Annotated in this window: 22 protein-coding genes; 16 read left to right on the top strand and 6 right to left on the bottom strand. The window is 69.7% G+C overall.

Annotated features, from left to right (window positions below):
- Positions 1-463: 463 nt before the first annotated feature.
- On the top strand, positions 464-1,681 hold the full coding sequence (locus tag ACIBO2_RS11490) for a hypothetical protein (RefSeq protein WP_397296613.1): 1,218 nt from the start codon (positions 464-466) through the stop codon (positions 1,679-1,681).
- 2 nt (positions 1,682-1,683) lie between these two features.
- Here the strand turns inward: ACIBO2_RS11490 and ACIBO2_RS11485 are convergent, their stop codons facing one another.
- Positions 1,684-2,703, bottom strand: coding sequence for a DUF5937 family protein (locus tag ACIBO2_RS11485; RefSeq protein ID WP_358544464.1), 1,020 nt, complete (start codon positions 2,701-2,703; stop codon positions 1,684-1,686).
- Between the two features lie 57 nt (positions 2,704-2,760).
- Between ACIBO2_RS11485 and ACIBO2_RS11480 the strand changes: the two genes are divergently transcribed.
- Positions 2,761-3,984 carry an MFS transporter gene (locus tag ACIBO2_RS11480; protein ID WP_358544462.1) on the top strand — a complete coding sequence of 408 codons (1,224 nt, stop codon included), beginning with the start codon at positions 2,761-2,763 and terminating at the stop codon, positions 3,982-3,984.
- Between the two features lie 76 nt (positions 3,985-4,060).
- Positions 4,061-4,663 carry a GNAT family N-acetyltransferase gene (locus ACIBO2_RS11475; protein WP_358544461.1) on the top strand — a complete coding sequence of 201 codons (603 nt, stop codon included), beginning with the start codon at positions 4,061-4,063 and terminating at the stop codon, positions 4,661-4,663.
- 78 nt (positions 4,664-4,741) lie between these two features.
- Here ACIBO2_RS11475 and ACIBO2_RS11470 read toward each other — a convergent pair whose 3' ends face one another.
- On the bottom strand, positions 4,742-5,620 hold the full coding sequence (locus ACIBO2_RS11470; RefSeq protein WP_397296610.1) for an alpha/beta fold hydrolase: 879 nt from the start codon (positions 5,618-5,620) through the stop codon (positions 4,742-4,744).
- Between ACIBO2_RS11470 and ACIBO2_RS11465 the strand changes: the two genes are divergently transcribed.
- Positions 5,504-5,809: a cupin domain-containing protein gene (locus ACIBO2_RS11465; RefSeq protein ID WP_358544459.1), complete on the top strand. Its 306-nt coding sequence runs from the start codon at positions 5,504-5,506 to the stop codon at positions 5,807-5,809. The two genes, ACIBO2_RS11470 and ACIBO2_RS11465, sit on opposite strands and share 117 nt — an antisense overlap.
- Positions 5,809-6,288 carry an AraC family transcriptional regulator gene (locus tag ACIBO2_RS11460; protein ID WP_397296608.1) on the top strand — a complete coding sequence of 160 codons (480 nt, stop codon included), beginning with the start codon at positions 5,809-5,811 and terminating at the stop codon, positions 6,286-6,288. The genes ACIBO2_RS11465 and ACIBO2_RS11460 overlap by 1 nt, the downstream gene beginning before the upstream one ends.
- A 54-nt stretch (positions 6,289-6,342) precedes the next feature.
- On the opposite strand, the gene ACIBO2_RS11455 is transcribed toward ACIBO2_RS11460, so the two are convergent.
- Positions 6,343-7,074 carry a hypothetical protein gene (locus tag ACIBO2_RS11455; RefSeq protein ID WP_358544456.1) on the bottom strand — a complete coding sequence of 244 codons (732 nt, stop codon included), beginning with the start codon at positions 7,072-7,074 and terminating at the stop codon, positions 6,343-6,345.
- 306 nt (positions 7,075-7,380) lie between these two features.
- On the opposite strand from ACIBO2_RS11455, the gene ACIBO2_RS11450 reads away from it, so the two are divergent.
- Genes ACIBO2_RS11450 through ACIBO2_RS11420 form a run of 7 tightly spaced genes read left to right on the top strand, consistent with a single transcriptional unit; the run spans position 7,381 to position 14,903 of the window.
- Positions 7,381-8,556, top strand: a complete 1,176-nt coding sequence (locus ACIBO2_RS11450) for an ROK family transcriptional regulator (protein WP_358544477.1) — start codon at positions 7,381-7,383, stop codon at positions 8,554-8,556.
- Positions 8,553-9,341: an ABC transporter permease gene (locus ACIBO2_RS11445; protein WP_358544455.1), complete on the top strand. Its 789-nt coding sequence runs from the start codon at positions 8,553-8,555 to the stop codon at positions 9,339-9,341. The genes ACIBO2_RS11450 and ACIBO2_RS11445 overlap by 4 nt, the downstream gene beginning before the upstream one ends.
- Positions 9,338-10,123 (top strand): ABC transporter ATP-binding protein, encoded by a 786-nt coding sequence (locus ACIBO2_RS11440; protein WP_358544453.1) that lies wholly within the window; start codon positions 9,338-9,340, stop codon positions 10,121-10,123. The genes ACIBO2_RS11445 and ACIBO2_RS11440 overlap by 4 nt, the downstream gene beginning before the upstream one ends.
- A complete protein-coding gene (locus ACIBO2_RS11435) occupies positions 10,120-11,091 on the top strand; it encodes an aliphatic sulfonate ABC transporter substrate-binding protein (RefSeq protein WP_358544452.1) in 972 nt (323 codons plus the stop codon). Before ACIBO2_RS11440 ends, ACIBO2_RS11435 begins: the two co-directional genes overlap by 4 nt.
- A complete protein-coding gene (locus ACIBO2_RS11430; protein WP_358544450.1) occupies positions 11,088-12,557 on the top strand; it encodes a sulfatase-like hydrolase/transferase in 1,470 nt (489 codons plus the stop codon). The genes ACIBO2_RS11435 and ACIBO2_RS11430 overlap by 4 nt, the downstream gene beginning before the upstream one ends.
- Complete coding sequence (locus tag ACIBO2_RS11425; protein WP_358544449.1) at positions 12,554-13,984, top strand: sulfatase; 1,431 nt, start codon at positions 12,554-12,556, stop codon at positions 13,982-13,984. The genes ACIBO2_RS11430 and ACIBO2_RS11425 overlap by 4 nt, the downstream gene beginning before the upstream one ends.
- 1 nt (position 13,985) lies before the next feature.
- Positions 13,986-14,903: a formylglycine-generating enzyme family protein gene (locus ACIBO2_RS11420; protein WP_397296604.1), complete on the top strand. Its 918-nt coding sequence runs from the start codon at positions 13,986-13,988 to the stop codon at positions 14,901-14,903.
- 17 nt (positions 14,904-14,920) lie between these two features.
- On the opposite strand, the gene ACIBO2_RS11415 is transcribed toward ACIBO2_RS11420, so the two are convergent.
- Positions 14,921-16,285 carry a sulfatase-like hydrolase/transferase gene (locus ACIBO2_RS11415; RefSeq protein ID WP_397296602.1) on the bottom strand — a complete coding sequence of 455 codons (1,365 nt, stop codon included), beginning with the start codon at positions 16,283-16,285 and terminating at the stop codon, positions 14,921-14,923.
- 50 nt (positions 16,286-16,335) lie between these two features.
- Positions 16,336-17,337, bottom strand: coding sequence for a LacI family DNA-binding transcriptional regulator (locus tag ACIBO2_RS11410; protein WP_397296600.1), 1,002 nt, complete (start codon positions 17,335-17,337; stop codon positions 16,336-16,338).
- A 180-nt stretch (positions 17,338-17,517) separates the two neighbouring features.
- Between ACIBO2_RS11410 and ACIBO2_RS11405 the strand changes: the two genes are divergently transcribed.
- From ACIBO2_RS11405 to ACIBO2_RS11395, 3 genes are all read left to right on the top strand, one after another.
- Positions 17,518-18,117 carry a DUF5994 family protein gene (locus ACIBO2_RS11405; RefSeq protein ID WP_358544442.1) on the top strand — a complete coding sequence of 200 codons (600 nt, stop codon included), beginning with the start codon at positions 17,518-17,520 and terminating at the stop codon, positions 18,115-18,117.
- Positions 18,118-18,168: 51 nt separating this feature from the next.
- Positions 18,169-18,951: an ANTAR domain-containing protein gene (locus tag ACIBO2_RS11400; protein ID WP_397296598.1), complete on the top strand. Its 783-nt coding sequence runs from the start codon at positions 18,169-18,171 to the stop codon at positions 18,949-18,951.
- Between the two features lie 221 nt (positions 18,952-19,172).
- A complete protein-coding gene (locus ACIBO2_RS11395) occupies positions 19,173-19,532 on the top strand; it encodes a hypothetical protein (RefSeq protein ID WP_358544439.1) in 360 nt (119 codons plus the stop codon).
- A 40-nt stretch (positions 19,533-19,572) separates the two neighbouring features.
- Here ACIBO2_RS11395 and ACIBO2_RS11390 read toward each other — a convergent pair whose 3' ends face one another.
- Complete coding sequence (locus tag ACIBO2_RS11390) at positions 19,573-20,844, bottom strand: alpha/beta hydrolase-fold protein (RefSeq protein ID WP_358544437.1); 1,272 nt, start codon at positions 20,842-20,844, stop codon at positions 19,573-19,575.
- A gap of 224 nt (positions 20,845-21,068) precedes the next feature.
- Here ACIBO2_RS11390 and ACIBO2_RS11385 point away from each other — a divergent pair, with 224 nt between their 5' ends.
- Complete coding sequence (locus ACIBO2_RS11385) at positions 21,069-23,108, top strand: M14 family zinc carboxypeptidase (RefSeq protein ID WP_358544436.1); 2,040 nt, start codon at positions 21,069-21,071, stop codon at positions 23,106-23,108.
- The last annotated feature ends 10 nt before the right edge of the window (positions 23,109-23,118 follow it).

Here is a 23,118-nt window from a genome sequence, read left to right as displayed (position 1 = left end):
CGATAGCCGGGCCGCCTGGCTGACCCACCGCTGAAAACACGCAGGTGGCCCAAGTCAGTACGCGACCCAACCACCCTCACGAAACATCGAGGCTAACACGTCGCATCTCTGACGTCGGTGACGAGTCATCCTAGATAAGAAGTGCCAGCGACCTGTGGACGGACATGGAGTTCCGCTCGTGGTGGGAACCGTTGGCGGACCGCCCCTGCTGACCCCGCCAATACGTCAGGAACGCTCAGCCCCCAGCAGAGTCAGCGATCTGGTCCGCGCTACGTTCGTTCTCGTCCATTTCGAACACCGGTAGATCAGCTGAAATTCAGCAAGAAAACGTCATTGGCCAAATGCCTATCGATAATGGACGCGCCAGTGAGGTACCCCCTAGGACCCCTATGGTTTCTCCAGGGCCCCCTATGCATTCCCTAGGCCATGGGCGCCGCTGACCGGCGATGGTACGAAATCGTTCGTGACCAAGCGAAAAATATTATCCCTGAAATCCAGCAGAATTCTCGGCGCGGTCGCGCTCATCGCGGGTCTGACGACCGCGAGCCTGGCGACCGCGACCCCGGCGGGCGCGACACTCGCGCCGGTCTGGGACCAGCTGTCCTTTCCCTATGGATATGTCGAATCCGAGAAGCAACTCAAGGAACTCAACGATGTCGCCGCGCTGAGCGGCACCCAAGCTTGGGCTGTGGGGCAGGTGCGGATGGAGGGCTGGCCGTACCCGCCGCCGGGTGTGGTCTGCCCCGACCTGTTCCGCTGGAACGGTCAGACCTGGGTGAACGACCGGCCGGATAACAACTGCCGGGGCGCGCTGACCTCGGTGTCGGCCGCCGCGGCGAACGACGTGTGGGCCACCGGTTCGACCATCGCCTACCACTGGAACGGTACGGCCTGGACCCTCACTCCGTACCCGACCGACCAGAACAACCCTTTCTACCTTGATGACGTCGCCGCCGTGGGCGGCACCGCCTTCGCGGTCGGCAGGTCCTACCAGCCGAGCGGTGAGGTTTCCGCGGCCGGCGTGATCCGCTGGGACGGCACCGCCTGGCAGAAGATGAGCCTACCGCCGCTCGCGGGCAACACCGACCTGAGCGCGGTGCATGCTCTGGCACCGGACGACGTCTGGGCGGTCGGCACCACCAACCGCTACGGGCCGAGCACCGACGCGCACACCCTAGTGCTGCACTGGGACGGCCGCACCTGGACCCGGCTGCCGGATCCGCCGAAGGAAGCGCTGGTCGAGACCGCCCTGGACGCGGTGTTCGCGCGGTCCGGCGAGGTGTGGGCGGCCGGTCAGCGGACCACCTACGAGGCCAACGGCATTTCGGTCAAGAAGCGCGAGGCGTTCGCCATGCGTTGGAACGGTAGCGCGTGGACGGTGACGCCGACGCCAGCGATCACCGGCTGGTACGGATCCTCCATCACCTCGCTGGCCTGGAACGGCACCGAGGTGTGGGCCGGAGGCAGCGGGCAGGACGACGACACCGCGCGCAGCGTCGGTGTGCTGCTGCGCTGGAACGGCACCGCCTGGCAGCAGGCACCGAAACCGCCGCTGCTCGACGACTACCGGATCAAGCAACTCGGCGCTGTGCCGGGCGGCGGCCTGTGGGCCACCGGCTTAGGCACCCGGGAGACCGACGAGCACGCCAAGGGCCAGTTCCTGGCCCGGGTCACCGGCTGAACCTACTGGCGGGGGCCGGGGTGGGCAGCGTCTTCTGCTTCGCGGTCGACACCGGCGGCCCGAAGTGCTGATCCGGTGACGAGGGCGTCGCCGAGTTCCGAGCGTAGATACAGGACCGAGCGGCCGTGGCGGGCGCTGGCGAGGAGGCCGGCGGCACGGAGGGTGCGCAGGTGCTGGTTGACGGCCGAAGGGGTGACGCCCAGGCGGCCGGAGAGTTCGGTCGATGAGGCGGGGGTCTCGAGCATGGTGAGCAGCCCTGCGCGGGTGGCGCCCAGCAGGTCGGTGAGCACCCCTGGGGAGTGACGGGGCTCCGGTTGCCATAGCGTGCCGACGCCCCGAGTGCCGTACATGATCAAAGGGGGCTCGGACGGGGAGATGGGGACGGTGGCGGCCCGGCTGAAGAGGGTCGGGACCAGGGTGAGGCCCTCGCCGCTGGTGGAGCGCCGGTAGCGGTTGTCGCTGATCAGTCGCATGCGTACGACGCCGTCCTTCAGCTGAACGCGCTCGCTGAGGTCGGCGAACATCGCGGCCAGGCCGTGGGCCGAGATGACCTGGCCGCGGTGGACCACGTCGGCCTGCAGGACCGCGCGCATCCTGGGCCACCAGGGGGCGAAGCAGGTACGCCAGTAGTCCCGCAGCGCGTCCAGGATGCGGGCCGACGGGTCGCCGCGCAGCGGCTCGGGGAGCCGGGGGTGGATGGCGCGCAGGTCGTCGAGCACCCGGTCCACCGGGACGCGGGCGACTGTGGCGAGTTCGTCGTCGATGCGGGTGAGCGGGGCGTGGGGGCGGGGTGACAGGTAGTCCGGTGTCGACATGTCGTCGTTGGTGAGCGCTTTCAGCAGGGGTACGTCCAGCGTGGATCGGGCCTGCTCCGTGCGGCGCAGCCAGGGCAGGTGCACGGGATAGCGCCCAGGGTCGCGGAAGGTGCGTAACGACAACGTGAGCTCGTTGAGCGGCGAGATGGCGAAGCGGACGTCGGCCACGTCCATCCCCGCGAGCTCGTACTCGATCAGCCCGGCCATGAAGCCATACGCTACATCAATTGGTGACAAAGGCCCTATCGCGGGATAAAGGCCCCCGTGATCCAGACCTTCTTCCCTCAGGACCGCGTCGCCCGCTCGCTGACCGTCAGCACGATGGCGTTCGCGCTCTCCAGTGGCGTCTTCTACACCGTCAGCACGCTGTACTTCACGCTCGTCATCGGGCTCAGCGCGACGACGGTGGGTCTCGGGCTGGGCATCGCGGGCGGCACCGGGGTGCTGGCCTCGTACGCGGGAGGGTGGCTGGCCGACCGGGTCGGCGCGCACCGCGTCCAGACGGTGGCGACGGGGCTCAACGGGGTCGCGCTGCTCGCCTACACGTTCGCCTCCGACGCCGTCGTGTTCGCCCTGATCGCCTGCTTGGCCGTGATCACGCGTTCGGTGGGCTCCTCGGCGAAGCAGGCGATGCTGGCGCGGTGGTACACCGGCCCGGAGCGGGTCGAGGTCCGGGCCCGGATGCGCGTGGTCACGAACGTCTTCATCGGCCTGGGCACGGTGTCCGCCGCGGCGGCGCTCCTGATCGGCACCGCGTCGGCGTACCGTGTGGCGATGATCGTCGCCGGCGTCCTGCTGCTGGCGGCCACCGTGCCGCTGGCCGGGCTCGGGCGTCAGGTGCCAGAGCTCACCGCCAGGATGACCGCCGTCAGGGCGCGCACCGCGTCCACCGGGCCTTCGCCGCTCAGGGACCGTACGTACATCGCGAGCGTGGCGTGCAACACCGTGGTGGCCACGCAGTTCGGCCTGCTGACCGTCGGCATGCCGCTCTGGGTGGCCACCACCGACGCGCCCACCGCCATCGTCTCCGTGCTACTCGTCCTCAACACCGTGGTCGTGGCCGCACTCCAGGTGCGCGCCTCGCGCGGCACCGACGACGTGCGCAAGGCCGGGCGCACGGTCAGGCGCGCGTCGTGGCTGCTCGCGATGGCATGCGGTCTGTACGCCCTGGCCGGCTACGGAAACGTGATCGTCGCCTGCGTCCTGTTCGTCCTGGCCGCGTTCGCCCACACCATGGGTGAGATCCTGGGCGAGGCAGGTGGCTGGGGCATGGCCTTCGAACTGGCCGACCAGCGCAGCGCCGGCGCCTACCAAGGCCTCAGTCAGACCGGCTACGCGGTCGCCGCCATGTTCTCCCCGATCCTCGCCACCACCGCCGTCGAACACGGCACCGCGGGCTGGGTCGGCCTGGCCGCGCTCTTCGTCCTGGCCGGCACGGGCGCCGCCACGGTGGCCCGGCACGCAGCCATGATGATCCCCGCCGCCTAGTGCTGTGACCGCATAGGTTCGCCGGGTCGGTGGTCGCTTCATCAGCCTGGGAGCGAGCCGTGCAGGTGCCTTCTGCGTGGCGGTGTCACCCAAAGAAAAGGAATTGCCTCGGACACATAGCTTAGGTTGGCTGGACCGCATGGCTGAACTGCGTACCGATCGCCTCACCCTGCGTCGATGGCGCGACTCTGACCTTGAACCGTGGGCGGCGATGAACGCCGATCCCGAGGTCCGGCAGCACCTGGGCGACCTGCTGACCCGCGAACAGAGTGATGCTTCCGTGGCTCGGTTCCAGGCCGAGTTCGATCAGCGAGGCTACGGGTGGTGGGCGGTTGAGGTGCGGACTACCGGTGAGTTCATCGGCTTCGCGGGCTTGGATCAGGTGGACGACGGCATGCCGTTCACCGGAGTGGAGATCGGCTGGCGGCTCGCCCGCTCGGCCTGGGGTCAGGGCTACGCTACCGAGGCCGCACTGACAGTCCTGGCCCACGGCTTCGACACCCTTGAACTTCCCGAGATCCTCGCTGTGACAACGGCCACCAACCTCCGCTCCCAGGCGGTGATGCGCCGGATCGGCATGACCCGGGACCCGGCAGACGACTTCGACGACCCCACCGTGCCCGAAGGGCCGCTGCGTCCGAACGTGCTGTACCGCATCGCCCGTAGCGCGAGGTCCTGACGTTTTCCGCTGCGGCGCTTGGTCAGGCTGCGGTCGCAAGGGGGCTGCCGGAGCGGGCGTCTGAGTACCTGTCAGGCCTCACAGAGATCGTAGGAAAGCGATCAATGCCGCGTTGACCTGCTCGGGTTGCTCCTGCTGGATCCAGTGGCCGCAACCCGGCAGCACGATCGCCTCACGCAGATCAGGCACCGCGGCCGTCCGGCCGGCGATCAGTGCCGCGGCGCCCTGTCCCATGCCGCCCAGGTCTTGATCGCCGGTGATGTAGAGGGCGGGCTGCTGGACGACGGCGTCGTGCCAGGGGTTGGTGAGGGCCCAGTTGCGGTCGTAGTTGCGGAACCAGTTCAGGGCGGCGGTGAAACCGGTGCGTTCGAAGTCGGTGGCGCAGGTGTTGATATGTTCCTCGGTGAGCCAGCCAGGCAGTTTGGCTGGCTCGGGCCAGATGTCGAGCAGCCGGCCGCCGTCGGGGATGACAGGGTTCCACGGGTAGCCGTCGGCGGAGGCGCCGTACAGGGCGCGACGTACGGTCGCGCGTGGGTCACGAGCGAGTTCCTCGTCGGCGACGTCTGGCTCCTGAACGTAGACGGAGTAATAGTTGTCACCGGCGCTCGCTCGGAGTGTGCCCATCGGCGGACGGTCGGGACGCGGCTGGTAGGGAGCGCTCAAGGACGCGACCGCGCGCACCCTGTCAGGCCGCATCAGGGCGGCATTCCACGCGACCGACCCGCCCCAGTCATGCCCGACCAGCACGGCATGGTTCTCGCCGAGTTCGTCGATGAGGCGGATCACGTCGCCCACGGTGTGCAGGATCGTGAGCGATGCATCCGATTGATACGCTCGCGTATGAACGTGATCGACATGTTGCCGCCAACGCGGGCGGGCGAGGTGCGAACGGTCACACTGACCGCCGCCGCTCCCTGGGGCGTTCGGCGGGCGCCGGTTTCTTCCATGGGCCTTCACCTGGTGACGCAGGGTGACTGCTGGCTGCGCGTACCGGGAGAGCAGCCGCTGCGGCTGGCGAGCGGTGACTTCGTGCTCCTGCCGGACGGCGCCGGGCATGCCCTGTCCAGCCATCCGCGGGGCCCTCTCATCCTCGACACGGACCTGCTCGGCGGCTGGCGGGCCTGTCGGGCACCTTGCGGCTGCTGATGACCGAGACCGCCCAAGACCTACCGGGCTCGCGCACCATCGTCGACCGGCTCGCCGACATCCTGTGGGTCCAGGCTGTGCGGCTCTGGCTGCCCTCTGGCAGCGCGGCCTCCTCGGACAAACCGTGGAGTGACCTCGCGGTCACCGCGGCGGTCCACGCCATGCACGAGGATCTCGCCCGGTCATGGACGCTGGAGGACCTGGCACGCCTGTCGGGGCTGTCGCGAGCATCGCTCATGCGGCGGTTCGCCCGTGTGATGGGTGAACCGCCGCTGGGCTACCTGCGACGGCGGCGCATGGAACTGGCCGCACGCTGGCTGCGGGAGGGCGGGGAGCCGCTGGCCGCCATCGCCAGGCAGGTCGGCTACACCTCGGAGTTCGCATTCTCCCGGGCGTTCTCCCGAACCTTCGGCGTGGCGCCCGGCCGGTACCGTACGTCGGCCTCGCCCGATCTTCCTGACCGTGAAGGGGCTCGGTGACGATAAGCTCCCCTGAACCGGCCGAACGTCGCCGACGTGCTTGTGAAGCAGCGATCAATCGGCCCGGTCGTCGGGGTCGGACCTCGTTCCCGTGTCGAACCTCGCCGTCACGGGCGCCGCGCTCCAGTCGCTCACCTCATCGCCCCTGTCGACGCGCAGCAGCCGCGCCTGCATGGCTTCCATCAACAGGTCGGCGCCGGGCAGGAACTCCGGGCCGTTGACGAAGTGCATGACGGCCCCGACGACGTCCTGTCTGTCGTCCTCGTCGAGGTCCTCGGCGTCGAACGGCCTCCAGCCCGTCGCGGTGGCCGCCGCGAGCAGGCGAGCCGGGTCGTGGACGTGCATCTCCAGCAGGCTGATCGTGCGTACGACCGGCCCGGGGAAGGCGTCGAGGCGGGCATCACCCGGCGTGCGGCTCTCAAGGTCGCCACCGAGGCCGGCCGAGTCGCCGCGGCCCCGCCGCAGGGACTCCCACGTGGCGGCCAGCTCGGGGGCGTCGGCCCAGGTCCCGTTCACGACATCGGCCAGCGTACGACGGAAGGAGGCGGCGGGCGCGTCGGGCAGAGCCGCCGCGATCCGCTCCGACTCAGCGCGGGCGGCGGGGCCCAGGCCGTTCTCCAGCACCGAGGAGAGAAGGTAGGCGGCGTGCTGAGCGAGGGCGGGATCGGTGCAGGTCAGTACGGCATGCAGGGTCGCGGGCTGGCGGGAGCGCTCGACGAGGGCGTACACCCTGCTCTTGGCGCGGGTGTGCTCGCAGTGGAAGGCGCGAGGGACGGCAGAGGTCACGATCGGGTTCTCCATCGACGTGAGGTACGTGGAAAACCGCTGGTGGGCGTGGTACGGCCACGCCCCCTGACGGAGAAGTCCTGCCCGCTGGTGCTGCTGGTACGGCCAGCTGCCCGGTTCGGTGTTCGCATGATACCGCTTGGGTGTTGTTTCGGGTGACTATGCATCACCATCGCGGCCAAGGGCCGCTACCGGGGGAGAAAGGGCTGGTCAGACGGTTTCGTCGGTCCCGCGACAGATTTCCGGATTCTTTCTGCCGGAAGGTTGACGGAAAAAATGGACAAACCATAAGTTTCCAGCGTGTCAATGCCCCCTGGAGCGCACGCACTCGTCCGCCGGTCCCACGAGGAACGAGTGCTGCGCCTGCTACGCCAGCATGGCGCGCAGAGCCGCAGCGAGATCGCGACGCGCGTCGGTCTGTCGCGCACCACGGTCTCCGAGATCACCAGTGACCTGATCGGCCGCGGCGCGATCCAGGTCGTCGACACCGACGCCGTCGAGCGCGTCGGCAGCGGCCGGCCGGCCGAGCGGCTCGCGCTGGACCCGGGTTCGGGGCAGTACATGGGCGTCGACTTCGGCCACCGGCGGGTGAACGTCCTGGTGGCCGACGCGGCGCACGACATCATCGCGTCCGGCACCTCGCGCTACGAGGAATCGGCGCAGTGGCCCGAGCGGGTCGAGGCCGGGCTGGCGCTGATCGACCGGATCAGCGCCGACACCGGTGTCCACTACGGCGCACTCCAGGCCATCGGGATCGGCGTGCCGGGCTGGGGCGACCGCTCGCGCGCCGACGGGGTGGCGGAGCTGTTCGCCGAGCGTTTCCACACCGCCGTGATCGTCGACAACAACGTGCGCTTCGCGGGGCTGGCCGAGGCGCTGCACGCCCAGTCGGACTCCGTACGCGACCTCATCTACCTGCGCCTGTCCGACGGCGTCGGTGGCGGGCTCGTGGTGGGCGGCCAGCTCGTACGAGGCTCCAAGGGCTACGCCGGAGAGCTCGGCCATGTGACCGTCGTGCCCGGTGGCGCGCAGTGCCGGTGCGGCAAGCGCGGCTGCGTGGAGACCGTGGCGTCGGTCCCGGCTATCCTTGGGCGCTGCCGCGAGCTGGGCCTGCCGATGCGGACGCTCGACGACCTGCGGGCCGCTGTGGAGATCGCGCACCCGGTCGTCGACCAGGTGCTGCGCGCGGCGGGCGCGGCGGTCGGCCGGGTGCTCGGCACCGCCGCGATGACGCTCAACCCCAGCGAGATCGTGCTGGCCGGCGAGATCGTCACGATCGCGCCCACGCTGGTGCAGCAGGTCGCGGCCACGGTCACGTACGAACTGTCGTGGCTGACCGACGCGGCGCCGGTGATCCGCGCCGCCCTGCTGGCGGACGACGGTGGCGCGCTCGGGGCCATCGCGGCCCTGTTCCACGAGTCCCCGCTGCTGGCCGGATACGAAGCGAACGTCACAACGGACGGAGGCCAAAGGTGGCCGTGATCACTACGGAAGCGGCGGCGGCCACGAAGGTCCGCCCCCGCAAGAGCCGTACCCTGCTGATGCTCAACATCGGCTCAGTGGTGGCCGGGCTGGCGATCTGGTGGGGGCTGTCCCTGGCCGGGTTGCAGTTCCCGACCCCGGGCGAGGTCGTCGCCGCCGCCTGGCGGATGCTCCTGGACGGCACGCTCATCACCGACATCGGCGCCTCGCTCGGGCGGGTGCTGGCCGGGTTCGCCCTCGGCTCGGTCGCGGCGGTCCTGATCGGCTTCCTCATGGGCTGGTACACGGTCGCGCGCGGCCTGTTCGAGCCGTGGATCCAGTTCTTCAGGACCGTCCCGCCGCTGGCGATGCTGCCGCTGGTGCTGGTCCTGATGGGCATCGGCGAGAGCCCGAAGATCTTCGTCATCTTCCTGGCGGCGTTCCTGGCCTGCGTCATCTCGACCTACCAGGGCGTGGTGAACGTGGACCGGACCCTCGTCAACGCCGCGCGGGTCCTCGGCGCGGGGGACGGGACGATCTTCGCCCGGGTCGTGGTGCCGGCCTCGACGCCGTTCATCCTCGTCGGGATGCGCGTCGGGCTCGGCTCGGCCTGGGGCACCCTCGTGGCCGCCGAGCTGCTGGCCGCGCAGGCGGGGCTCGGGCACCGGATGCAGAACGCGCAGCTCTACTACGACCTGCCGACGATCTTCGTCGGCATCATCACGATCGGGATCCTCGGCCTGATCATGGACCGGCTGCTCATGCTGGCCGGCAACAAGCTGACGGCCTGGCAGGAGAGCCGATGACCACCCCCAAGATCTCCGTACGCGACATCGAGAAGATCTACCCCGTCGGCAAGGAGGACTTCGTCGCCCTCGGCGGCGTCTCGCTCGACATCGCCGACAACGAGTTCGTGACCGTCGTCGGGCCCTCCGGCTGCGGCAAGAGCACGCTTCTCAACATCCTCGCCGGGCTGGAGCAGCCCACCGGCGGCACCGCGCTCGTCGACGGCAAGCCGGTCTCCGGCCCCGGTCCCGAACGCGGGGTGATCTTCCAGCAGTACGCGCTGTTCCCGTGGCTGACCGTCCGCGAGAACGTCGAGTTCGGCCTGCGTACCGCCAAGGTGCCCAAGGACGAGCGGCGCCGGCGGGCCGAGCACTTCATCGGCCTGGTCGGCTTGGAGCGGTTCGCGGACGCGCTGCCCAAGACGCTGTCCGGCGGCATGAAGCAGCGCTGCGCCATCGCCCGCGCGTACGCGGTGAACCCGTCGATCCTGCTCATGGACGAGCCCTTCGGCGCGCTGGACGCGCTGACCCGGGTGCGGCTGCAGGAGCAGCTCCTGGAGACGTGGAGCCAGGAGCGGCGGACGGTCATGTTCATCACCCATGACGTGGACGAGGCGGTGTTCCTCGCCAACCGGGTGATCGTCATGGCCGCGCGGCCCGGCCGCATCGCCGACGTCATCGACGTCGACCTCCCCTATCCACGTGACGAGGACATGCGCCTGAGCCCCGAGTTCGGGAACCTGCGCAACCGCGTCTGGCATTCGGTGTACCACCAGCGGCAAGTCAAGGAGCCCGCGCAATGAGAAAGACAACCATCGCCGCTGCCGCCGTCATGCTGGCGCTCGGCACGGCCGCCTGCTCGTCGGGCGATGCCGGCACCCAGGTCAACTTCGGCTACATCGGCGACTTCAACGGCGCCAGCCTGCTCGCCGTCGCCGACCAGCAGGGCCTGTGGAAGAAGCACGGCGTCGACGCGAAGACCAGCGTCTTCACCAACGGCCCGCTGCAGATCCAGGCGCTGGGCACCGGCGACCTCGACTTCGGCTACATCGGGCCGGGCGCCATGTGGCTGCCCGCCACCGGCAAGGCCAAGGTCGTCGCGATGAACACGCTCGGCAACGCCGACCGCGTCATCGCCCAGGCCGGTACGGGCTCGATGGCCGACCTGAAGGGCAAGACGATCGGCGTGCCCGAGGGCACCTCCGGCGACATGATCCTCACGCTCGCCCTGAAGAAGGCCGGGCTGGCGAAGACCGACGTCAAGATCGTCCCGATGGACGCGGCGACGATCGTCTCGGCGTTCACCTCCAAGCAGATCGACGCGGCCGGCTTCTGGTATCCGGCCATCGCCACGATCAAGAAGGCCGTGCCGGACCTGGTCGAGCTGGCCAAGAACGAGGACTTCGCCGACACGGTGTCCTTCCCGACCGCGTTCGTGGCCGGCAACGACGTCGTCGCCAAGGACCAGGGCAAGACCCAGAAGGTCATCGCCGTGCTCCGCGACGCGATCCAGTACCGCAGCGAGCACCTCGACGAGACCATCGCCGCGACCGCCAAGATGCTCAACCAGCCGGCCGAGCAGGTGAAGGCCGACGCGGCCAACTCCAAGGTGCTGTCGCTGTCCGAGCTGGACGGCTACACCAAGGACGGCACGATCGACAAGTGGCTGACCGGCATGAACGACTACTTCGTCGGCGCGGGCAAGCTCACCGGCGCCGTCGCCCCCAAGACCTACTACACCGCCGACCTGTTCACGGGCGCCGCCAAGTGAACATCCTGTTCCTGATGACCGACCAGCACCGGGTCGACACCCTCGGCGCGTACGGCAACCGCCTGGCCGCCACCCCCGTCCTCGACGAGCTGGCCAGGACCGGAACCCGGTTCGACCGCTGGTACACCCCCACCGCGATCTGCACGCCCGCGCGGGCGAGCCTGCTCACCGGGCAGGCGCCGTTCCGGCACAAGCTGCTGGCCAACCACGAGCGCAACGTCGGCTACATGGAGGACCTGCCCGACGGGCAGTACTCCTTCTCCGAGGCGCTGCGCGCGGCCGGGTACAACTGCGGGCTCATCGGCAAGTGGCACGTCGGGCACCACCGGCGGGCGGCCGACTTCGGCTTCGACGGGCCGGACCTGCCGGGGTGGCACAACCCCGTGGACCATCCCGACTATCTGGACTACCTGGCGGCCAACGACCTGCCGCCGTACGAGATCCACGACCACATCCGAGGGACGCTGCCCAACGGCGGGCCGGGCAACCTGCTCGCCGCGCGGCTGCGCCAGCCGGTCGAGGCGACGTTCGAGCACTATCTGGCGACGCGGACGATCGAGATGCTGGAGCGGTACGCGGCCGACGAGCGGCCGTTCTTCCTGCAGCTCAACTTCTTCGGGCCGCACCTGCCGTACATCGTGCCGGACGAGTACTTCGACATGTTCGACCCCGAGCTGGTCGAGCTGCCCAAGTCGATCGCCGAGACCTTCGCCGGCAAGCCCGCGGTGCAGGCCAACTACAGCGCGCACTGGACGTTCGACACCATGCCGCTGGAGGTGACGCGCAAGCTCATCGCCGTCTACTGGGGGTACGTCGCGCTCATCGACGCCCAGATCGGCCGGGTCATGGACGCCATGCGGCGCCTCGGGCTGGTCGACGACACGGCCGTGTTCTTCACCTGCGACCACGGTGAGTTCACCGGCGCGCACCGGCTGCACGACAAGGGCCCGGCGATGTACGAGGACATCTACCGCACGCCCGGCCTGCTCCGCGTCCCGGGGCAGGAGCCCGGAGTCGTCCGGTCGGAGTTCGTCAGCCTGCTGGACTGCACGGCGACCATCCTCGAACTGGCCGGGATCGATCCCGCTCCCGCCGTCGACTCGCGCAGCCTCGTGCCGCTCGCCTCCGCCGACGAAGTGGCGTGGGAGCAGGACATCGTCTGCGAGTTCCACGGGCACCACTTCCCGTACCCGCAGCGGATGATCCGGACCGACCGCTACAAACTGGTCGTCAACCCGGACTCGACGAACGAGCTGTACGACCTGTTCACCGACCCGGACGAGCTGCTCAACGTCTACGCGCATCCCGAGATGGAGGCGGTGCGCGGCCGGCTGATGCGGCGGCTGTACCAGGTGCTGCGGGATCGGGGTGACAACTTCTACCACTGGATGACGTCGATGTACGACGTCGGTGACGTCTCCTACGACCCGACGATGAGCGGGCTGGACGAGGCGACCTACCGGTGAGACGGCCCAACATCGTCATGATCCTCACCGACGACCACGCCTCGCACGCCGTCGGCGCGTACGGGTCGGTCGTCAACCGGACGCCGCGCATCGACGAGATCGCGGCGTCCGGGGCCCGGTTCGACAACTGCTTCGCGACCAACGCGCTCTGCTCGCCGAGCCGGGCCAGCATCCTGACCGGCACGTATTCGCACGTCAACGGCGTCTCGACGCTCGTGACGCCCATTGACGCCGCCCAGCCGACGTTCGTGAGCCTGCTGCGGGACGCCGGGTACCGGACGGCCATCGTCGGCAAATGGCACATGGGGGACGGCCCCGGTCATGATCCGCAGGGGTTCGACTACTGGGACGTGCTGATCGAGCAGGGGGAGTACTTCGATCCGCGGTTCCTCTCGGAGGAGGGACTGCGGACCGTCCCCGGTTATGCCACCGATCTCATCACCGACCTGGCGCTGTCGTGGGCCGACGGGCTCGACGGTGACGATCCGTGGTGCCTGCTGATTTACCACAAGGCGCCGCACCGCCCGTGGGAGCCCGACGAGAAGCACGCCGGGATGTACACCGAGCCCATCCCGGTGCCGGCGACGTTCACCGACGATCACGCGACGCGCTCGTCCTCGGCGCGGCGGGCGGCGATGCGGATCGCCGAGCACCTGAACGCCGAGGACCTCAAGCAGGATCCGCCCGAGGGGCTGTCCTACGAGGAGCTGGCGCTGTGGAAGTACCAGCGCTACATGGAGGACTACCTGGCCGTCGTCGCCTCGGTCGACGACAACGTGGGCCGGGTGGTCGACTGGCTCCGGGCCCGTGGCGACTTCGATGACACGCTGTTGATGTACTGTTCCGACCAGGGCTTCTTCCTGGGCGATCACGGCTGGTTCGACAAGCGCTTCATGTACGAGGAGTCGCTGCGGATGCCGCTGGTCCTGAGCTATCCAAGGCGCGTACCGGCTGGTCAGGTACACCCCGGTATCGTGACGAACGTGGATTTCGCGCAGACCGTGTTGGACGTGGCCGGGGTGGCGCACCATCCCCGTATGCAGGGGCGCAGCTTCCTGGCGGACCTGACCGGCGAACCCGGCCCTGCTCCCGCCGAGGGGATGTACTACCGCTACTGGGAGCACGACGACGTCTTCCACAAGGCGCCGGCGCATTATGGGTACCGGACGGCCCGCTACAAGATCATCTACTTCTACAACGACGGCATGGGACTGCCCGGCACCGGCGCGTTCACCTACAGCGGGGAATGGGAGCTCTACGACCTGGAGGCCGACCCCGCGGAGCTGCGCAACGTCTACTTCGAGCCGGACTATCTCGCGGTCCGCGAGGAGATGAAGGCCCGCATGTGGCAGGCGCAGGCGGCACTCGGCGACGAGCCACACCCCAGCCAGCCGCTCCCCGGCCAGCCGCTCCCCGGCGGGATGTGACATGTCGGGCAGCTGCTGCACACCCGCGACGCCGGCCACACCCCTGGAGCCGACCCGGTTCGCGGCACAGGGGACGCACGCGATCGAGCAGGTGGACCTGCCCGGCGGCGAGTTCCGGATGGGCGACGCGACCGGCGACGGCAACCGGGGCGACGGCGAGACGCCCGTCCATCCGGTGGTCCTGGCGCCGTTCTCGATCGACGCGACCTGCGTGACGACGGCCGACTTCGCCGCCTTCGCCGAGGCGACCGGCTACCGGACAGAAGCGGAGGAGTACGGTTTCTCCGCCGTCTTCCACCTGGCCCTGCACGCCCGCCCGGAAGAGGTGATGAACCCCGTCCCGGGCACCCCCTGGTGGGTCGGCGTCCACGGCGCCGACTGGCGGCACCCCGGCGGCGCCCTGTCGTCGGCGGAGGCCGACCACCCCGTGGTCCACGTGAGCTGGAACGACGCCCTCGCCTACTGCTCGTGGGCCGGCCGGCGCCTGCCCACCGAGGCCGAATGGGAGTACGCCTCCCGTGGCGGCCTCGACGGCGCCCGCTACCCGTGGGGCGACGATCTGCACGAGGAGGAGTGGCGGGTGAACATCTGGCAGGGCGTCTTCCCCACCCGGAACACGCTGGCCGACGGCTACCTGACCACGGCTCCGGTCCGTACGTTCGAGCCGAACGCGTACGGGCTCTGGCAGACGGTCGGCAACGTCTGGGAGTGGTGTTCGGACTGGTACGCCCCCGACTACTACGCCTACTCCCCGTCAGCCGATCCGCGCGGCCCGGCCCGTGGCACGACCCGGGTGCTGCGCGGCGGCTCCTTCCTGTGCCACGACTCCTACTGCAACCGCTACCGCAACGCGGCGCGGTCCTCGAACACGCCCGACTCCTCGATGGCCAACGCCGGCTTCCGCACCGTAGCGCTATAAGAGCGCCGACCGTGGCGCTATGAGATCGCCGGCTGGTGGCCGAACCTGACCGGTTCCGGGCCGCGCAGCCGGACGGCCGGGTCGGTCAGCGCCTGGTCCCGGGCCTCGACCTCGACGGCCGGCTCGATGACCGGCTCGGACTCGCCAGCCGCCACGATCCGCCGCAGCAGCCGCGCGCGCAGCCCGGCCGCCACCTCCAGATGGGACCGGTGCCCCGCCAGGTTGACCAGCTCGTGCGGGTCGCTGTCCAGGTCGTACAGGGCCTGCTCGCGGTAGTGGGCGGAGGCGGGGCTGGCCACCGGGTCGGCGCCCTCGGCGACGGCGTAGTACTTCCACCGCGAGGTACGGATGCCGCGCCCCACCTCCGATTCGCTCACCTGGAAGAACACCTCGTCCGGCCAGGGGGCGCGGGCGTCGCTGAGCAGCGGCAGGAACGAGCGGCCCTGCATGTTCTCCGGTACGGGCAGCCCGGCCGCGTCCAGCAGCGTGGGTGGCAGGTCGATGACGCTGACCGGCCGGGAGATCGCGCCGCCCCCGTCGAACCCCGGCCCGCGCACGGCCAGTGGCACCCGCAGCGACGCGTCGTGGCAGGACCGCTTGTACTCGCCGTTGCGGGTCTTGAAGTGATTGCCGTGGTCGGAGGTGTAGGCGACGATCGTGTCGTCGAGCAGGTCCATGCTCCGCAGCGCGTCGAGCAGCCGGCCCAGCCCCTCGTCCAGGCGCTTGACCTGGCCCAGGTAGCCGCCCAGGTGCCGGGCGGCCGTGCCGCCCAGCGCGGTCAGGTCCGGCGGCGTCCAGCGGCCCTGGTAGCGCTCCTCGTAGCCGTCGGGGGCCGGGTAGTTGTCCACCTCGTTCTGGTGGTGCGGCTCCAGGAAGGACAGGAAGAGGAAGAACGGCTCGTCGTGGTGGTCGGCGACGAACCGGACGGCCGCGTCTACCAGCGCGTCGGAGCGGTAACCGGGCAGGAAGACGGGGTCGTTCGCCTCGTCGTACACGATCGTGCGGTAGGCGTCGGAGGTGTGCTCCAGCGCGTTGGCCGCCAGCCACGATCCGTAGCCGCCGCGCAGCTCCTCGGGCACCGGCTCGGTCGCGGCCAGGTGCCACTTGCCGATGTAGCCGGTGGCGTATCCGGCCGCGCCGAAGTGGTGCGCCAGCGTGCGCTCCTCGGTGGGCAGGGCGCGGCCGTTGCGGTAGACCCCGGTCGTGGTCGGATAGCGGCCCGTCTGCAGGGCCGCGCGGGCGGGCGCGCACACCGGTTGCGGGGTCAGTGCGACCGTGGCCTGCGCGCCGTGCCGGGCCATCCGGTCCAGGTTCGGGGTGAAGGGGCCCACGGTGTCCCACCGCTGCTGGTCGGTGAAGACGACGATCACGTTCGGGCGCAAGGAAGAGCTCCTGTCGAAGGGCCGTTGGGAGAGGCTGTTGGGAAGGGCTGTCAGGAAGAGCCGCGCCGCAGGAATGTCCAGGGGCGGACCACTTCGCGGGCGGGCAGGGGCCCATCGGCCTGGAGGCGGTCGAAGAGCAGGCGTACGACGTCGGTGTAGTCGTGTCTGAGCGGGCCGACAGTGCTCAACTGCGGGTTGCTGATGAGCCCCTCGTCGATGTTGCCGACCCCGATCACCGCGACGTCGCCCGGCACGCTCAGCCCGATGTCCCTGGCGGCGGAGAGCACGCTGATCGCCGCCCGGTCGGACGCCGCGAAGATCGCGTCCGGCCGGTCGGGGGAGCGCAGGAGCTCGGTGGCGGAGTGATAGGCCGCCACGCGGTCGTCCGCGCCGGAGACGATGATCCGCCGGTCCACACCATGCCGGTCGAGGGCCGTCGTGTAGCCCAGCAACCTGCCGGTCGGGTGGTCTCGGTAGAGCTCGTGGCGGTGCGCCATGAAGGCGATACGTGTACGGCCCTCTGCCAGCAGGTGCTCGACCGCCTCGGCACTGACCTCGGTCTCCGGTGTCCGTACGACGTCGCAGCCGTCCGGCACGCTCTCGTTGCGGACCACGACCATCGGCAGACCGCCGGCGGCGATCTCGGCCAGCAGGTCGTGGGTGAGGTGCTCGCCAGCCAGATTGACCAGCGCGCCGTCGGCGATCCCGCTCCGCAGCACGTCGGCCGCGGCCCGCGCGCGAGCCTCGGAGTAGACGGCGAGCGTGATCACGGAGTAGCCGTGTACGTCGGCCATCTCGTGCAGGTCCCTGGCCAGCCGCTCGTCGGTGGGAACCCCGCCGAGCGAGCCCTGAACCAGGCAGACCCGCTGGGTCCGGCGCTTGCGCAGGCTCCTGGCGGCCTGGTCGGGCGTGTAGCCGAGCTGCCTGGCCGCGTCGAGCACCCGCTGTCTCGTCTCGGCGGCGACGGGCCGGTCCCGGTCGCTGAGCACATAGGACACGGTCGCCACCGACACCTGCGCCAGCTCGGCCACCTGTCGCACTGTGGGTCTCATGTGTGCTGATGTTAAACGATTAACATCGGCAGGCTCTACTCTAACCCTCCTGATCGGATCAACCTTCTGTCGTCCGGGGCGCTCTTTACCGGTGAGGTAGAATTGAGGTACCGAGGACATTTCGTGCGTTGACACTCAGGTCGGCGTCGCCCACGGCGATCCGCGATTGTCGGCCTCCTCATGTTGGGCCGGACAGGTCAGGCGACCATGAAGGCGTCAATTCTTACTCATCTCAAGCCGCTGCGCGCTGTCGCTTCCGCGGTTCCCGCCATCGACTCCGAAGTGCGGCTCAGCCTGAATCCCGTGCTCAGCCGGCGATCCGTGGTGGACGGGGCGTGGTGGCCCCACTCCCGCGACGCGGCCGCGGAGCTACCAGGGCTCATCGCCGCCGTCGATCAGCGGCTCGACCAGACCACGTTGCGGGTCGGCGTGCGCAAGGAGACGTGGGACCACATCCCGCGCCGTATACCGGCACCCGGGCGCCAGATCAAGGTTGGCTGGTTCCGCAACACCGACCCTCAGGTGGTCACGTTGATCCTCGCGGGCGCCGAGCCGATCGTGCTGCTGGTCATCCCACCGGGCACCGCGAGCGGGCCCGCGGCGGCCGCGCTCAAGCTCGGCGCTCAGGACACGACCGGATTGTGGCCGGTCGACCTCCTCACCATCGCCCGCCTGCCCGCCACCCGCGGTGCCCGGCGGGCGGGCCGGAAAGCCTTGGACGGCTGGGAGAACGAGGGTGGGCACATCGCCGACCAGTCGGCCGGCCCGCCGATCGGGTAGCCAGTAGTTCCAACCGGATCGCCGGGTCGGCGGGGGCGTAGGCTGCCGGGTGTGGACCTCCCCCCGCCCCACGGCCCGACGTTGCAGGTCGCCCAGGCGTTCATCACCCTGGCCGACACGCTGGTAACCGGGTTCGACGTGATCGACTTCATGCATGGCCTGGCCGAGCAGTGCGTGCGACTCCTCGGCGTCGACGCCGCCGGGCTGCTGTTCGCCGCCCCCGGCGAGAAGTTGCGGTTGGTGGGCGCCTCCAGTGAGCAGAGCCGGCTGCTGGAGCTGTTCCAGCTCCAGACCGACCAGGGTCCCTGTCTGGACTGTTTCGCCACCGGTCAGTCCGTGCACTGCGCCGACCTGGTTACGGCGGAGCCCATGCGGCGCTGGCCCCGCTTCGCCGAGCAGGCCGGCGTCAACGGGTTTCGCGCGGTCGACGCGCTGCCCATGCGGCTGCGCAACCAGGTGATCGGCGCGATGAACCTGTTTCGCCAGGAGCCCGGCGAAATGCCGGCCCCCACCGTCGCGCTCGCCCAGGCCCTGGCCGACATCGCCACCATCGGGCTGCTACAGGAGCGCACCATCCGCGAAGGCCAGGTTCTGTCCGAGCAGTTGCAGCACGCGCTCAACAGCCGGGCGGTGATCGAACAGGCCAAGGGCATGCTCAGCGAGCGTTACACGCTGCCGATGGAGCAGTCCTTCGTCGTGCTGCGCCGGCACGCTCGCGACCACAACCGCCACCTGACCGAACTCGCGCGTGAGGTGGTCGCCCGTGCCGCCGACCCCGGCCTCATGCCCTTCCCTCCCGCCCCCTCAGCCGAGGACGCTGACCCGACGCCGTGACACCCGGCGAGGCGTCAGCCCGGTAACCGGACGGTGGTTCCGCCCGTGTCGCTGGAGAAGGTGACCGCGTCGCCGAACCGCCGGATCGGGGGTGGGGTACGGGAGCCCCTGAAGTCCCAGGTCGGTGACAGGTGCTGTACGCCGGTAGCATGGGGCCAGGCACCGAGTGTTCCTCCGATGTATCGGGGGACGTCAGCCACATCCTGAGAGCGGGACGCAAGATGAGTAGTCCTCGCACATCCGAAGACCTGACCACGATGGAGTCCGCCCCGGCCACCGAGGCCGACGAGCGGGCCGAGCACGCGGCCAACGCGCAGTGGCTCAAGGACAACCCGGCTTCGATGCCGCAGGTGGCCGCGGGCCGCTGGGCCGTGTACAACCGCGCCGGTCACCTGCGCGGCCACCTCGTCGGCGATGGCCCGACCCGCGAGACCCGCTTCAAAGCGATCAGCGCCGACAAAGCGGACAACGACCGTATGCCCGCCGGCAGCGCGCGCTTCGGCATCACCTTGCACGACGCCGGGGCACATCTCCTCGACGGGGGCACGCACGGCGGCCTCGCCGAGGCGACGGGCAACTGAGCGCCGCTCAGGCACCGGCGCACCGTGCGAGGCCGCTCGGTCACGCGTTGGGGCAGTAGGCCGGGGCCGTGCCGTAGGCGTACTGGAGGAAGTCGGCCAGGTCGTCAGGCCAGGAGTTCCAGTCGTGGCCGCCGGTGCCGTAGCAGTAGCGGTGGTTCACTCCCAGACTGGTCAGCGTCTTGTCGAAGTCGCTCGCGTACGAGCCGAGGATGGTCTCGTCGACCGACAAGGCGTCATCATGGGCCTTACTGTCGTAGGCGCACGTCTTCGGCGCTGGATGGTGGCCGTCGGCGTACTGGGGATTGCCGGGAGCGCCCGGCAACTCCTTGCAGCCGCCCGCGTACAGGCCGAACCGGCCGCTGTAGGGCGCGTACTTGCCCTGTGTCACCAGCTCGGCCGGGTTGACGGACGGCCAGTCGTCGACCGTTTTGCCGTTGAAGACGGTGCTCGTGTACGGCCCGAACAGGCTCTCCAGCCGGTAGCGCCGCTGCTTGTCCTGGTCGAGCACCAGGACGCCGTTCTCGTATTTGTTGACCCGGAACGCCCCCCAGTCCGTCAGTGGCATGATCGCCGCGCCGGACGCCCACATGGAGTCGGAGATCGTCCGCTGGGCGGGCATGCCCCGCAGGTCGATGCCCGGGGAGAAGGCGCCGATGACGGAGAACACGTCGGGGTGCGCGGCGGCGTACTTGAGCGTGCCGAAGCCGCCCATCGACAGCCCGGCCAGCCCGCGCCCGGACCGGTCGGCGATGGTGTTGAAGTTGGCGTCGATCCAGGGGATGAGCTGGGAGATATGGTACGTCTCCCACTTGGGCGCGAAATATCCGTCAGTGCGGCCGACCCAGTCGCTGTACCAGCCGGTCATCCCCCCGGTCGGCATCACCACGATGCCGTCATAGGCCCCCGCCTGCTCCACCAGGGAGACCAGATCGGTCTTCGTCGTCCACTCGTCGTAGTTGTCCCCGCCGCCGTTGAGCAGGTAGAGCGAGCGGTAACGGGTGCTTCTGGCCGGGTCGTAGTCCTTGGGCAGGTAGATCCGTACGGTGATCGGCCGGGCCAGTGGGTCGATCGCCGGAGTGCCGCCGGACGCCTGGAAGATCGCCGTGGAGGTCATGGTGATGTCCCGCAGTTCGGACCCGTTGCCCTGGAGGTGCCGGTCCACGCTCACGCAGGTGATCCCGTAGCCGTCGGGGTGGGGCAGGGTCGTCGAGCAGGTCTGCGCCCGCGCCACGCCGGCCGGGACCACGACCGCTCCGGCGATCATCAGCAGTCCGGTCAACGCGCGCGATAACCACCGTGGGGAACTTCGCATCGCTTCCTCCTCCAAGTGAGAAACCGGGCATCAAGCTACAAAGCGGTGCCAATTTCCGCGTCAACCGCCGGGTGGAGAAAGCGGTCAACCTTCACCCTGCGGGCCGGGGCCGCGTACAACTCCTGCGGTAGGTCGCCTGGCGTATTGCGGCTTTCGAGTGGGTCTTGCCAGTTTTGTCATGTCGGCTTTCACTGATCTCCATACCGGTGATCCAGGAGGAGCCGATGCGTGGCTTACGGGCGTCCGCAGTCGTTCTGGCGATCGTTCTTCTCACGACGTTCCTGACCTCGGGGCAATCCGTCCCGGCGGTCGCCGGGCCGTCCGACCCGGAGCCGGCCTCTCTGGTCACGCTCTCCGTGCCGGACCAGGCCACGATGGAGCGGCTGACGGCCTCGGGGGCGGACCTCACCGAGCGGGTACGGCCGCAGGCGGACGGCAGCGTCCAGGTCGACGCGGTCGTCACGCCGAGCGAGCTGACGGCGCTCGCCGCGCTCGGCGCGACCCTGGCGCCCGGCACGCCGCCCAGCTCCCGGGCGACGCCGAAGGGCGCCGCCGTGCCGGATCAGCTGGTCATCGAGCGGGCGGTGTGGTTCAAGAGCCGCGACGGCTACTTCCTGTCGGTCGAGGCGTCCAGCAGCGCGGGGGCGGCGGCCACGCTCAGCGTGAGCTGGACGGGCAAGGGCGGTTCGGGCGGTCAGGTGCCGATGGTGCCGTACGTCGACGCGGGCGCCTACCTGGGCCACCAGCTCAGCACCCCCGTGCCGGCGGAGAACCGGCCGCAGTGGATCACCGTCACGTCGGCGGCCGGTGGCAAGGCGGACGCGCGGGTCCAGGAGTGGCCGGACGGGGAGCGGCCCGACCGCCAGGGTCCCGGCTACGAGAAGGACTTCGTCAGCCAGTACATGCCACCGACCCAGCTCAACGAGCGGGTCAAGGCGCTGCACCGGCGCTTCCCCAAGCTCACCGACATCATCACGCTGCCGAACCCGACCAACGGCTACCGGCGCAACGCCCAGGCCCTGATCGGAACCCCGCCCGGCGCCGCCGTCGTGGTCACCTCGAACGCCTACGGCTCCGAGGGCGGCAACGACCTGGCCATCGAGCTCGTCACCCCCGGAGCGCCCGACCGGCAGTTGCGGGTGACGGTGAACGGCAAGCAGATCACCGTCAGCCTGGCCACCGACGGCTCCGGCACGCCCACCAGCACCGCGGCCCAGGTGGTCGCGGCGATCAACGCGACGCCGGGCATCGCCGTCAAGGCCACGACCTACCGCACCGACGCGGGACAGGGCGTCATGGCGCCCGCCCCGCTCACCCAGCTGAGCGACTTCCTCAAGGCACCGGCCGACGTCCCCCGCGCGCCGTGGCGGGTGCTGGCCCTGCGCGTCGGCGTACACCGGGACGGCTCGCGCACCGGAGTGCTGGCCTACGCGCAGGAACACGCCAGGGAATGGGTGGGGCCGCTGGTCACCATCGAGGCGGCCGAGCGACTGCTGCGCAACTACCCGCGCGACGCGGCGACACGGGAACTGCTGAAGCGCACCGACATCTTCATCGTGCCCACGGTCAACCCCGACGGCGCGAACTACAGCTTCTACGACTTCAACTCCCAGCGTAAGAACATGACCAACCACTGCCCCGCGCAGCAGTCCGACCCGGCGCTCCGCAACACCTGGGGAGTGGACGTCAACCGCAACTACGCCGTGGGCTCGCTGTCGGACGGGTACTTCGGCGCCTCGGCCAGTTGCCAGAGCGGTACGTACGCCGGGCCCGCCGAGCATTCCGAGCCCGAGAGCCGCAACGTCATGTGGCTGGCGCAGCGGTATCGCAACATCAAGTTCGCGATGAACGTCCACAGCTACGGCGGCTACTTCATGTGGCCGCCGGGCGCCTACAAACTCGACGGCCGCGTCACCCTGCCCCGGCCCACGCCCCGGCAGGAGGCGTACTTCCTGCGTTCGGCCCGCACCATCGAGCAGGCCATCGCCGCCGAACGCGGCACGGTCACCTGGCCCCAGCAGACCGGGCCGGTGACCGACGTGCTCTATTCGGCGGCGGGCAACTCCGCGGACGAGCTCTGGTACGACCACGGCGTCTTCGGCTGGGACTTCGAGGTCGGCAGCGACCTGTGGAACCCCACGACCCGGATGTGGGAGGGAGTGGGGTTCCAGCCGCCGTTCAGCGAGGGGCACGCGGAGGCGATGGAGTTCGCCTCCGGCCTCATCTCGCTGATCGGGGTTGCCGCCGACTATCGCGAGCCGTGACGAGCACGTC

This window comes from Nonomuraea sp. NPDC050022, assembly GCF_044460705.1.
In the GTDB taxonomy this organism is placed as follows: Bacteria; Actinomycetota; Actinomycetes; order Streptosporangiales; family Streptosporangiaceae; genus Nonomuraea.
The sequence above is the reverse complement of the archived record's forward strand: the minus strand, read 5'-3'. Positions and strand labels throughout refer to the sequence as shown.